This window comes from Pseudoxanthomonas sp. z9 (assembly GCF_006542425.1).
Taxonomy (GTDB): domain Bacteria; phylum Pseudomonadota; class Gammaproteobacteria; order Xanthomonadales; family Xanthomonadaceae; genus Pseudoxanthomonas_A.
On record NZ_VFID01000011.1, the window covers coordinates 440439 to 452754 of the forward strand.

The 12316-nt window shown below is 69.1% G+C and carries 12 protein-coding genes; 10 read left to right on the forward strand and 2 right to left on the reverse strand.

Annotation, left to right across the window (positions count from 1 at the left end):
- Positions 1-94: 94 nt before the first annotated feature.
- Entirely contained in the window at positions 95-1663 is a 1569-nt protein-coding gene (locus FG323_RS14005; protein ID WP_141455342.1) for an APC family permease, read from the forward strand.
- Between the two features lie 25 nt (positions 1664-1688).
- Here the strand turns inward: FG323_RS14005 and FG323_RS14010 are convergent, their stop codons facing one another.
- The gene (locus FG323_RS14010; protein ID WP_141455273.1) at positions 1689-2426 is read right to left on the reverse strand and encodes an AraC family transcriptional regulator; all 738 of its coding nucleotides are present in this window, start codon (positions 2424-2426) and stop codon (positions 1689-1691) included.
- A 337-nt stretch (positions 2427-2763) separates the two neighbouring features.
- On the opposite strand from FG323_RS14010, the gene FG323_RS14015 reads away from it, so the two are divergent.
- From FG323_RS14015 to FG323_RS14050, 8 genes are read left to right on the forward strand one after another with little or no spacing between them, the layout of a single operon-like run.
- Complete coding sequence (locus tag FG323_RS14015; RefSeq protein ID WP_141455274.1) at positions 2764-3720, forward strand: proline racemase family protein; 957 nt, start codon at positions 2764-2766, stop codon at positions 3718-3720.
- A complete protein-coding gene (locus FG323_RS14020) occupies positions 3717-4817 on the forward strand; it encodes an FAD-dependent oxidoreductase (protein ID WP_141455275.1) in 1101 nt (366 codons plus the stop codon). Before FG323_RS14015 ends, FG323_RS14020 begins: the two co-directional genes overlap by 4 nt.
- Complete coding sequence (locus FG323_RS14025; protein ID WP_141455276.1) at positions 4814-5062, forward strand: (2Fe-2S)-binding protein; 249 nt, start codon at positions 4814-4816, stop codon at positions 5060-5062. The genes FG323_RS14020 and FG323_RS14025 overlap by 4 nt, the downstream gene beginning before the upstream one ends.
- Entirely contained in the window at positions 5055-6368 is a 1314-nt protein-coding gene (locus FG323_RS14030; protein ID WP_141455277.1) for an FAD/NAD(P)-binding oxidoreductase, read from the forward strand. The genes FG323_RS14025 and FG323_RS14030 overlap by 8 nt, the downstream gene beginning before the upstream one ends.
- Positions 6365-7273: a dihydrodipicolinate synthase family protein gene (locus FG323_RS14035; RefSeq protein WP_141455278.1), complete on the forward strand. Its 909-nt coding sequence runs from the start codon at positions 6365-6367 to the stop codon at positions 7271-7273. Before FG323_RS14030 ends, FG323_RS14035 begins: the two co-directional genes overlap by 4 nt.
- On the forward strand, positions 7270-8898 hold the full coding sequence (locus tag FG323_RS14040; RefSeq protein ID WP_141455279.1) for an aldehyde dehydrogenase family protein: 1629 nt from the start codon (positions 7270-7272) through the stop codon (positions 8896-8898). Before FG323_RS14035 ends, FG323_RS14040 begins: the two co-directional genes overlap by 4 nt.
- Positions 8895-10097, forward strand: coding sequence for a Xaa-Pro peptidase family protein (locus tag FG323_RS14045; RefSeq protein ID WP_141455280.1), 1203 nt, complete (start codon positions 8895-8897; stop codon positions 10095-10097). The genes FG323_RS14040 and FG323_RS14045 overlap by 4 nt, the downstream gene beginning before the upstream one ends.
- Before the next feature lie 27 nt (positions 10098-10124).
- Positions 10125-11495 (forward strand): glycoside hydrolase family 2 TIM barrel-domain containing protein, encoded by a 1371-nt coding sequence (locus tag FG323_RS14050; RefSeq protein ID WP_343192864.1) that lies wholly within the window; start codon positions 10125-10127, stop codon positions 11493-11495.
- 78 nt (positions 11496-11573) lie between these two features.
- On the opposite strand, the gene FG323_RS19735 is transcribed toward FG323_RS14050, so the two are convergent.
- Positions 11574-11738 carry a hypothetical protein gene (locus FG323_RS19735; protein ID WP_181444243.1) on the reverse strand — a complete coding sequence of 55 codons (165 nt, stop codon included), beginning with the start codon at positions 11736-11738 and terminating at the stop codon, positions 11574-11576.
- On the opposite strand from FG323_RS19735, the gene FG323_RS14055 reads away from it, so the two are divergent.
- On the forward strand, positions 11737-12316 hold a 580-nt coding region (locus FG323_RS14055), incomplete at its 3' end, for a LacI family DNA-binding transcriptional regulator (protein WP_255470183.1). The genes FG323_RS19735 and FG323_RS14055 overlap by 2 nt on opposite strands.

Genomic DNA, 12316 nt, shown 5'->3' on the forward strand with positions numbered 1-12316 from the left:
CCGGATGCGGCATGACCAGACGAATCGCCTGCGGATCCCGAAGGAGTCGCGGGTGAAGCGCGACAAGGCAACGGGCTACCCGGGGGGGGATGGCATGCAGCAGGGCAAGTTCAAACGAAGTCTTTCCGTGGCGGATCTGACCCTGATCGGGCTCGGGGCCATCTTCGGATCCGGCTGGCTGTTCGCGGCCAGCCACGTGGCATCGATCGCCGGTCCCGCGGGAATTCTCTCCTGGCTGATCGGTGGCGTGGCGGTGCTCCTGCTCGGCCTGATCTACTGCGAACTGGGCGCCGCGTTGCCACGCGCGGGCGGAATCATCCGTTATCCCACCTTCTCGCACGGCCCGTTGCTGGGTTACCTGATGGGGCTGATCACGCTGATCGCGTTCTCCAGCCTGATCGCCATCGAAGTGGTGGCGGCGCGGCAGTACGCGGCGGCCTGGTTTCCGTGGATGAACAAGCCCGGTTCCGGTGATGCCAGCCTGGCCGGCTGGATCGTGCAGTTCCTGCTGCTGTGCCTGTTCTTTCTGTTGAACTACTTCAGCATCCGGACGTTCGCACTGGCGAACAACATCGTCAGTGCGTTCAAGTTCGTGGTGCCGATGCTGGTGATCGGCGTGCTCGCGTTGCATTTCCAGCCGGCCAACCTGTCCGACCACGGCTTCGCGCCATTCGGCATGGCCGGCGTGGGGGCGGCGGTATCCGGCGGCGGCATCATCTTCGCCTACCTGGGCCTGACCCCGATCATTTCCGTGGCCAGCGAGGTGCGGAATCCGCAGCGGACCATTCCGATCGCGCTGCTGCTGTCGGTGGTGTTGTCCACGCTGATCTACGTGCTGCTGCAGGTGGTGTTCCTGGGCAGCGTGCCGGCATCGGCATTGACGCAGGGCTGGGGGCCGGTCGGTGGCGAGTACTCGCTGCCGTACCGCGACATCGCGCTGGCATTGGGCGCCGGTTGGCTGGCGGTGCTGGTCGTGTCCGATGCCATCGTTTCCCCCAGCGGTACCGGCAACATCTACATGAACGCCACCCCGCGGGTGATCTATGGCTGGGCGCGGACCGGTACGTTCTTCCGGTTGTTCACCCGGGTCGGCGTGTCATCCGGCATCCCGCGTCCGGCCCTGTGGCTGACCTTCGCGCTCTCGGTGTTCTGGACGCTGCCGTTTCCGTCGTGGGAAGCGATGATCAACGTGGTGTCCGCCGCGTTGATGATGAGCTACGCCGTCGCACCGGTCACCGCCGCCGCGCTGCGCCGCAGCGCGCCCGCGCTGGATCGGCCGTTCCGGGTGAAGGCGCTGGACGTGCTTGGACCGCTCGCGTTCGTGGTGGCCTCGCTGATCGTCTACTGGTCCGGCTGGTCCACCGTGTCCTGGTTGCTGGGCCTGCAGGTGCTGCTCTACCTGATCTACCTGGCCTGCGCGCGGCTGATGCCGGCGGGACGGCTGCCGCTGCGCGCGCAGATCCATTCCTCGCTGTGGCTGATCGGGTTCTACCTGATGATGATCGGCGTGTCGTACCTGGGCTCGTTCGGCGGCCGCGGCCTGCTCGTCCATCCCTGGGATGCCACTGCGGTGGCGGTGGTCGCCCTGCTGGCTTATTGCTGGGGTGCCGCCACCGGCCTGTCCGCCACGCAACTGGATCTGGGCGCGGAGGACGACCAGTAACCCGCCTGGCCCCGCACGGAATCAATCAGACGCTGGCGACCGGCACCGCGCGCGGATGCCGGCCAAGCGCGCGATAGTCGCGCGGGGTCATGCCCACGGTGGCCTTGAACTGGCGGGTGAACGCGCTCTGGTCGGCGAAGCCGCAGGCCTGGCCGATGCAGGCGATGCTGGCATCGTCCTGCAGCAGGCGCATCGCGGTCTCGATGCGCAGCTTGGTCAGCATCTGCTGCGGGGTGAGCTGGAAGACGCGGCGGAAGTGTCTTTCCAGTTGCGCGACCGACAGGCCCGCGAGGTCCGCCAAGGCGGTGATGCGGACATTCTCGCCATGGTGTTCCTGCATGTGGTCCACCACCTTCATCAGCCGCGGAAAGGTGGAATGGCGATTGTCCGGTTGGCCGAGATCGCGCGAGATGCCGATCAGCCCGACCACCGCGCCGGCCTGCAACACCGGGCGCTTGAAAGTGAGCGCCCAGCCCGGCATGCGATTGGGGAACAGGTGGACTTCCAGCTGGTTCTCGATGATCTCGCCGCGCAGCACGCGCAGATCCTGCTGCTGGTAGCTGTCGCCGAAGCGTTGCGGGAACACTTCCACGGTGGTCCTGCCCAGCACGTCGGCGCGCTGTTTGCGACCCAGCCGGCGCATCAGGGTGAGATTGCAATGGGTGTAGCGGCCTTGAGCGTCCTTGATGAAGAACACCACGTCCGGCAGCGCGTCGTAGAGCGCCTGCAACTCCTGTGACGGGATGTCGATGTCGAACGGCATGGGCATGGGCTCCGATGGCGGCGAAACGCGGAGAGTGCATGCGTTCCCACGCAATGCCAGGGTGCGCGCCGCATTCGCAATCCTGCGGCATTCGGCATCCACCCCGGCATCGGCGCGGCACCGTGGCGGTAATGGATCCGCGTTTCCGCGGAAACCGTGTACCCCTCTCCGTGAAGCACCATAACAGTGATTCGCGCCGATATGTCAATGCCATCCGGCAGGGGCGGAAATGCTGCGGCGCACCGTTCCGGTCGGGCCAAAATCATGCCGAATTCCGCATGAGCACCGGACATTGCCGGCTATCCGCTGCCGACCCGCGGATGAAAGCATGTCGGCCATGCAGACACTCGACGTCATCGATTCGCACACCGCAGGCGAGCCCACCCGGGTGGTCGTGGCCGGCTTTCCCGATCTCGGCGGTGGCGATCCGGCGGCGCAACTGCGCCGCTTCCGCGAGGATTTCGATCATTGGCGCAGCGCCATCGTGTGCGAGCCGCGTGGCTCGGACACGGTGGTGGGAGCGCTGCTGCTGCCGCCGACCGAGCCGGATGCCGCGGCGGGCGTCATCTTCTTCAACAACGTCGGCTATCTGGGCATGTGCGGGCACGGCACCATCGGCGTCGTGCGCACCCTGCATGCGCTGGGGCGGCTGGCGCCGGGCGCGCATCGTCTGCAGACGCCGGTGGGTACGGTCGGCGTGGAACTGCACGCCGACGGCCGTGTTTCAGTCGACAACGTGGAGAGCTACCGGCTGGCGGCCGACGTCGCGGTCGACGTGCCTGGACATGGCTGTGTGCGCGGCGACATCGCGTGGGGCGGAAACTGGTTCTTCATCACCGCGCAGACGCCCTTGCCGCTGGTGCTGCGCCACCAGCGCGAGCTGACCGCCTACAGCGAAGCCATCGGCAACGCCTTGCGGCACTCGGGCATCACCGGTGCCGATGGTGCGGAGATCGATCACATCGAACTCAACGCGCCGGCCAGCGACGGTAGCGGGGTGATCGCCAACTTCGTGCTGTGTCCCGGACTGGCTTATGACCGCTCGCCCTGCGGCACCGGCACCAGCGCCAAGATGGCCTGCCTGGCCGCCGACGGAAAACTCGCCGAAGGCGAGGCCTGGATCCAGCAGGGCATTCTCGGCACCCGCTTCGAAGGCCATTACCGGCGCGGCACCCGCGGCATCCTGCCGCGGATTACCGGCCAGGCCTATCTCACCGCGAAGGCGCAGCTCTGCATCGACCCGTCCGATCCCTTTGCCTGGGGCATTGGCGCGCCGGGTGACGGCGCGCGGTGAACACGTTCGATCTCATCGTCATCGGTGCCGGCATGGTCGGCGCGGCCTGTGCCGACGATGCCTGCGCGGAGGGACTGAAGGTGGCGCTGGTCGAGCCGGGCCCAATCGGCGGCGGCGCGACCGCGGCGGCGATGGGGCATCTGGTGGCGATGGACGAGGATCCGGCGGAACTCGCGCTGGCGGCGTACTCGCTGTCTTTGTGGGAGGAGTTCCCGGATCCGCGTGCGGCCGAATTCAGTCGCTGCGGCACGATCTGGATCGCGCGCGACGAGCGGGAACTGGCGCGGGTGGCGCCCAAAATCGCGCGCCTGGCGGCCGCCGGCATCCAGGCCGAGGCGCTGGATGCCGCTCGCCTGCGGGCGCTGGAACCGCATCTGGCGCCGGGAATGGCCGGCGGCCTGCGGGTCGAGCGGGAGGCCGTGGTGTACCCGCCACGCGCGGCGCGTTGCCTGGTCGATCGCGCGCGGACCCGTCGCCTGCATTTGTTCCTCGGTCGTCGCGCGGAGGCGCGATTCGATGGTGGGGTGACGCTGGACGACGGCACCCGCCTGCACGGGCCGGTGCTCGTTGCCACCGGATGCGCGGCGCCGGCGTTGTTGCCGGGACTGCCGCTGCGTCCGCGCAAGGGGCAACTGGTGATTACCGACCGCCATCCCGGCATCGTCCATCACCAGTTGCTGGAATTGGGCTATGCCGATTCCGCGCACGGCAACGCAGCCAGCAGCGTCGCCTTCAACGTGCAGCCGCGTCCCACCGGGCAACTGCTGATCGGTTCTTCCCGCGAGGAAGGCGTGACCGATCCGGTGGTGTCTATTCCCATGTTGCAGCGCATGCTGGCACGCACGCTGGACTACCTGCCGATCCTGCGATCCGTGCAGGCCATCCGCGTGTGGACCGGATTCCGCCCGGCCACGGCGGACGGGCGTCCGTATATCGGACCGATGCCCGGTGCGCGCGACGTATGGGTGGCGGCCGGACACGAAGGGCTTGGCATCACCACCGCGCTGGGCACGGCCCGCCTGCTGGTGGATCTGTTCCTGGGACGCGAGCCGGCGATCGACCCGGCACCGTATTCGCCCGCGCGGGGGATGCCGTGAGCGGCGCGGTGCGGGTAAGGGTGAACGGCCAGCCGGTGGACGTGCCGGCGGGCAGCAGCGTGGCGGCCGCGATCGCGCGGGCCGGCGTGGTCTCGACGCGTCGTTCGGTCGGCGGCCTGCCGCGTGCACCGCTGTGCGGCATGGGCGTGTGCTTCGAATGCCGGGTGCAGATCGACGGCCTCGGCCAGCGACGCGCGTGCATGACACCGGTGCGCGACGGCATGCGGGTGGAAACCGATGGCTGAGCGCGTGCGCGACTACGATGTGCTGATCGTGGGCGCCGGGCCGGCGGGCCTGGCCGCGGCGCTCGCGGCACGTGGCCATGGCGTGCGGGTGGGCTGGGTCGATGCGCAGGCCACGCCGGGTGGCCAGGTATGGCGACAGGCGGTCGGCCAGTCCGCCACGCCCGCCGCCGGATACCTGCGGCAGGCGCTGGCCGCGGGCGTGCAATGGCACGCGCAGACCCAGATCATCGCCACCGCCGGAACCACCGGGGAACTGCTGGCCGAGGACCCATCCGGCGCCTTGCGCCTGCGCTTCCGCGCCTTGATTCTGGCCACCGGCGCCCGCGAACTGCTGCTGCCGTTTCCCGGCTGGACACTGCCGGGCGTGACTGGCGCGGGCGGCGCGCAGGCGCTGGCCAAGCAGGGCGTTCCCTATGAAGGCCGCCGGATCGTGGTCGCCGGTCGTGGCCCACTGCTGCTGGCCGCCGCCGATACCCTGCGACGGTCCGGTGCGCACGTGATCGCCCTCTGCGAGCGGACCCCGCCTGGGCGTCTGTGGCGTTTCGCGGCCGGATTGCCGCGCTGGCCGGGCAAGGCCGGGCAGGCGATCGCGCTGCGCCTGCGGTTGGCGCGCGTGCCGTACTGGCTCGACAGTGAAGTGCTCGCCGCGCACGGAGATGGGTGCGTGCAAGCCGTCGACATCCGGCGCGGCCGCGAACGCGTGCGCGTTGCCTGCGACGGCGTGGCGATCGGCTACGGGCTGGTGCCCAATATCGAACTGGCGCAGTCACTGGGCTGCGCATTGGAGCCGGCACCGCGGCATCCGCGCGTGCGGGTGGACGCCAATCAACGGACCAGCCTGGCCGAGGTGTACGCGGCGGGCGAAGCCTGCGGCATCGGCGGCCGCGACAGCGCGCTGCTCGAAGGCGCCATCGCCGGCCACGCCGCCGCCGCCGGCGCGGACGCGGTGCCGATGGCGCTGCGCCGCCGGCAACGGCATGCCCGCGCCTTCGCCGCGTGGCTGCAACGTCACTTCGAACCCGACGCGCCGGACTGGCCGGCGATCGTGCCCGGCACCGTGGTGTGCCGCTGCGAGGACGTCACCATGGAACAGTTGCAGCGGTTTACCGACGCACGCGACGCCAAGCTGGCCACCCGCTGCGGCATGGGCGCGTGCCAGGGCCGCATCTGCGGTACCGCGCTCACCGAATGGGGGCTGCTCGCCGGCCCCGTCTCCGCCGGGGACCGCCGTCCCCCCGTGTTTCCGGCCCGCATAGACACGCTGGCCGACTTTTCCGTTCCTACCCAGACAGGTGCATCACCATGAATCCAAGTCAATTCCTGCGCGGCGTCCTGCCCGCCATCACCACGCCTTTCACGCAAGACGGCAGCGTCGATCACGCCTTCCTGGCCGAACATGCGCGGAAGCTGGTCGATGCCGGCTGCACCGCGCTGGTGCCGTTGGGATCGCTGGGCGAGGCGGCGACCCTGAGTTTCGACGAGAAGATCGCGATCATCCGCACCCTGGTCGCGGCGGTCGGCGACCGCGCGCCGATCGTGCCCGGCATCGCCGCCCTGTCCACCGCCGAGGCGGTGCGGCTGGCGCGCGCGGCGAAGGAAGCCGGCGCGGGCGGCATGATGGTCCTGCCGGTTTACGTCTACACCAGCGATTGGCACGAAGCTTCCGCGCATGCGCGCGCGGTGCTGGAAGCGGTGGACCTTCCGGCCATCATCTACAACAACCCGATCGCCTACCGGACCGACATCACGCCGTCGCAGATTGCCGAGCTGGCGCGCGACTATCCGCATGTGCACGCGGTGAAGGAATCCTCCGGCGACGTGCGCCGCTTCGCCGCCATCAAGGAACTGACCGGCGACAAGCTGGTGCTGCTGGTGGGCATGGACGATGCGATCGTCGAAGGCCTGTCGATGGGCGCCGAGGGCTGGATCGCCGGCCTCGTCAATGCCTATCCGCGCGAGTCCGTGCGCCTGTTCGAACTCGCCCGCGACGGCGGCTACGCGGCCGCGCGCGAACTCTACGAATGGTTCCTGCCGCTGCTGCGACTGGACACGGTCGCCAAGTTCGTCCAGCTGATCAAGCTGGTGCAGGCGCAGGTCGGCATGGGCAGCGAACACGTGCGCGCGCCGCGTCTGCCGGTGGAAGGCGCCGAACGCGAGGCGGCGCTGGCGGTCATCCGCCATGCCACCGCCAACCCGCCACGGCAGTCATGAGCGGGCCGGCGGCGCCGGTCCTGCTGGCCGGCCAGTGGCGGCAAAGCCAGGAGGGCCCCGACGTGAATGGATCCGGCGCGAATGGATCCCGCGCGTTCCAGGCCGATGACCCGGACAGCGGCGAGGCTTTCGGTACCGCCTATCCGATCAGCGGCGAGCGGGATCTGGAAACGGCGATCGCGTCGGCCTGCGCCGTCGTGGACGAACTCGCCGCCGCGGATCCGGCCGCCATCGCGGATTTCCTGGAGCGCTACGCCGACGCCATCGAGGCGAACCGCGAATCGCTGGCGGCGCTGGCGCAACGGGAAACCGGGCTGCCGGTTTCCCCGCGTTTCCTCGGTGCCGAGATTCCGCGCACCTGCGGCCAGTTGCGACTGGCCGCAGAGGCGGCGCGCAGCCAAGCCTGGACCCTGCCGACCATCGACACCCGCAACGGCTTGCGGGCGTGGCTGGCGCCGCTCGGCAAACCGGTGCTGGTGTTGGGGCCCGGCAACTTCCCGTTCGCGTTCAACGCGATTTCCGGCAGCGACTTCGCTTCCGCGCTGGTGGCGCGCACGCCGGTGATCGCCAAGGCGCATCCCGGCCATCCCGGCACCAGCGAGCAGCTGGCGCGGCTTGCCCATGAAGCGCTGGTCGCCAGCGGGCTGCCCGCCGCCAGCGTGCAGATGCTGTACCAGTTGCCGGAGGCGCTTGGCCTGCGTGCGGCCGGCGATGCCCGGATCGGTGCGGTCGCGTTCACCGGCAGCCGCGCCGCCGGCATCGCCCTGAAGCGCGCCGCGGACGCGGCCGGGGTGCTGTTCTACGGTGAGCTCTCCAGCATCAATCCGGTGCTGATGCTGCCGGGCGCGCTGGCCGCGCGCGCGGAGACGCTGGCGCAGGAACTGCTGTCCTCCTGCACGCTCGGCGCCGGCCAGTTCTGCACCAACCCGGGGTTGGTGCTGGTGCCCGAGGGCAACGACGGCGATGTCTTCGTCGACACCGCGCGCCGCGGTTTTGCCGAGGCACCGGAAGGCGTGCTGCTGTCGCGCGGCGGCCAGCACCATCTGCGCGCCGCCGTGGAGGCGTTGATCGCGGCGGGCGCCGCGCTGCTAGCCGGTGGCGGTGTCGCCAGCGGCGGCGGCTTCCGCTGCCGTCCGGCACTGCTGACCGTGGACGGCGAGCGCTTCCTCGCCGCCGCGGAAGCGCTTCAGCGCGAGGCTTTCGGACCCGTCACGCTGCTGGTGCGCGCACGCGATCCCGCGCAGATGGACGCCATCATCCGCACGCTGGAAGGCCAGCTGACCGGCACGATCTACCTGGCCGAAGACGGTAGCGACGCCGACCTGTGGCGACGGCTGGCGCCGCCGTTGCGCGCGAAAGTGGGACGCCTGATCGCCAACCGCATGCCTACCGGCGTGGCGGTCAGCGCGGCGATGAACCACGGCGGCCCCTGGCCGAGCGCGAGCCATCCGGGCTTCACCTCGGTCGGGATGCCGGGCGCGATCAGGCGCTTCGCCGCCCTGCACAGCTACGACCATGTGCCCGATGCGCTGTTGCCCGCGCCATTGCGGAGCCGCAATCCCGGCCGCATGCCGAGACTCGTCGACGGCATCTGGACCGATCGCGATCTGGAGGCGGCGGAATGAGTGCGCAGATCGGCCATCTCTCGCCGATGCAGGCGACCGGAATGCTCCAGCCATGGGAACGGCGTGCCGCGCCCGTCGCCGCGCAGGAGTACCAGCAGCGAATCGAACGCGCGCGTGCGCTGATGCGGGCGCGGGGCGTGGACGCGCTGCTGGTCAACGCGGGTGCATCGCTGCGATATTTCTGCGGGGTTCCCTGGAGCGCAAGCGAGCGACTGGTGGCCCTGCTGATTACCGGGAACGGCCTGCCGGTGATGATGTGTCCTGCATTCGAAGCCGGTTCGCTGGAGGCGGTGCTGAAGATTCAAGTCGAATTCCGCCTGTGGGAAGAAGACGAAGACCCCTATGCGCGCGTGGCCCAGGCGATGAAGGATCGCGGCGCGCGCACGCTGGCGCTGGATCCGGCTGCCGCCTTCGCCATCCATCACGGCCTGTGCGACCACCTGGATGCGCGCCGCATCTGCGAGGCGAGCGGGATCATCGATGGCTGCCGGATGTGCAAATCGCCGGCGGAACTGGCGCTGATGCAGCAAGCCTGCGACATGACCTTGCAAGTGCACCGGTTGGCCGCGGGCATCGCCCGCGAAGGCACCACCACCGCCGAGCTGGTGCGCTTCATCGACGATGCCCACCGCGCGCTGGGCGCCGACGCCGGTTCCACGTTCTGCATCGTCCAGTTCGGCCATGCGACCGCGTTTCCACATGGCGTGCCCGGCGTGCAGTCGCTGCGCGAAGGCGATCTGGTCCTGATCGACACCGGCTGCAGCGTGCAGGGCTACCACTCCGACATCACCCGCACCTGGATCCACGGCCGCGCCAGTGACGAGCAGCGTCGCATCTGGGATCTGGAGCAGGCCGCGCAGGCGGCCGCGTTCGCAGCGGTGCGGCCGGGCATGTCCTGCGAAAGCGTGGACCTGGCCGCACGGCGCGTGCTGGAGTCCGCCGGGCTGGGACCGGACTACCGGCTGCCGGGCCTGCCGCATCGCACCGGACACGGCTGTGGCCTGTCGGTGCACGAAGCGCCGTATCTGGTGCGCGGAAATGCCACCGCGTTGCAGCCGGGCATGTGCTGCAGCAACGAACCGATGATCGTGGTGCCCGGCCGTTTCGGCGTGCGCCTGGAAGATCACTTCCACGTCACCGACGACGGCGCGCGCTGGTTCACGCCCCCTTCGCCGGCCATCGATCAGCCATTCGCCTGAGGGAAACGGCTGGCGCGGTGGCTCGCGATGCGGGACCATGGCGTGCCGGGCGCGACGCCATGGCGCTTGCCCGGAGATGTTCCCATGCGAAACATCCTGCTCTGGTGCTGTCTGGCCCCGCTCGTGGCGCTGGCATCTGGTGATCCGGCGATGCCGGCACATGTCCAGATCATGGAAGGTCCGGACGGCTATCGGCTCACCGTGGATGGCCGTCCGTTCCTGATCCGGGGGGCGGGACTGGCGGACGGCAACCAGGAAGAACTCGCCGCCCGCGGCGGAAATTCGTTTCGTACCTGGAGCACCGGCACGGACCGGGCCAAGGTGGTGGGCATGCTGGATCGGGCACGGCGCAACGGCCTGATGGTCGCGATGGGCATCGAAGTCGCGCGGGAACGCCACGGCTTCGATTACGGTGATGCTGTGGCGGTGGAACGGCAGTGGAAGCGCGTACGCGAAGAAGTCCGCCTGTACCGGAACCATCCCGCCGTGCTGATGTGGGTGGTCGGCAACGAACTGAACCTCGAGTCCCGCGACCCGCGGGTATGGAACGCCGTCAACGACCTGGTGGTGATGATTCATCGCGAGGATCCCCATCATCCGGTGATGACCACGCTGGCGGGATTCGATCCGGATTTGATGGAACTGATCAGGACGCGTGCGCCAGCCCTGGATCTGATCGGGATCCAGCTGTATGGGGATATCGTGGACCTGCCGGCGAAGCTTGAACGCAGCCGCTGGTCGGGACCCTACGTCGTCACCGAATGGGGACCGACCGGACATTGGGAAAGCCCGCGGACTGCCTGGGGCGCGCCCATCGAAGGTGATGCGTCGCGGAAGGCGGCCTGGCTCCAGGAGCGCTACCAGCGCGTGATCGCGCGCGATACCCGACAGGGGTTGGGTTCCTATGTATTTCTCTGGGGCAACAAGCAGGAGCGAACGCCCACCTGGTACGGCCTGTTCCTGGCGAGTGGGGAAAGCACCCCGGGCGTCGATGCGATGCAATACGTGTGGACAGGTCAATGGCCAAGAAACCGCGCGCCATCCATCACGCCGATCGAAATCGACGGGAAGCAAGCGGAAAGCAGTCTGGTCCTGCGTCCCGGACAACGGGTCACCGCCCGGACCACCAGCGAGGATCCGGATGCCGATCGGTTGACGTTCCGCTGGCGGATCCGCGAAGAGAGCAGGGCCATCACCGTGGGAGGCGACGCGGAAGCCGTGCCGCCCGCGATCGAGGTCAAGCGGGAGGAAGACGGTCGTGGAGGCATTGCCTTCCACGCGCCGGCGGCCATCGGCAACTACCGGTTGTTCGTGGAGGTGCATGACGGGCGGGGGCATGCCGCGTACGCGAACTTCCCATTCCGGGTCGAAGGGCGCGCCGCGACGACATCGTACTGAGCACTCGTCACCGGCACCGGCGCCCGGACGTGATGCATGTTCGCCCCGGCGCCTGTTGACAGCGCTGTCATCGGGCTGCTACACCATGCCGCCATTCGACGCGCCGCCGATCGGGGTAGCGCTGCCAGGGGCGACGGTCGGATGTTCGGTCAATTCCCTGGGTGTGGTTGCCGGCGTCGCGACGGGGGCGGATGAAATGCGCAGTCGAATCGAAGACGTGGCGGCGGCGGCGGGCGTGTCCATGAAGACCGTTTCCCGCGTGCTGAACCATGAACCCAACGTACGCGAGGAAACGCGCCAGCGGGTGATGCAGGCCGTGGAAGCGCTGCAGTACCGGCCCAACCTTTCCGCGCGCAGCCTGGCCGGCCAGCGTTCGTACACCGTGGCGCTGGTCTACAACAATCCCTCGCGCAATTACCTGATGGAAGTCCAGGGCGGGATGCTGGAAGCGTGCCGCGCCGGTCACTACAACCTGGTGCTGGCGCCGGTCGGCGCGCCCCGCCAGCGAAAGGCGGCGGATCTCGAAGCCGTCTTCGAGCATTTCGCGCCGGATGGCGTGGTGCTGATTCCTCCCCTCACCGACGACGCCACCGTGCTGGCGTACCTGGAGGCGCATGACGTTCCCTTCGCCTGCATCGCACCGAGGCAAACGCCGGCGCGAATCGGCGTGATGATGGACGAGACGGCGGCGGTCATTGAACTGATCAACGGCCTGATCTCGCTCGGACACCGCAGGATCGGGCACATCAAGGGACCGCCCGCGCACGGCGCCTGCCTCTGGCGCTACAGCGGCTACCGGCAGGCGCTGGGAGCGGCGGGGA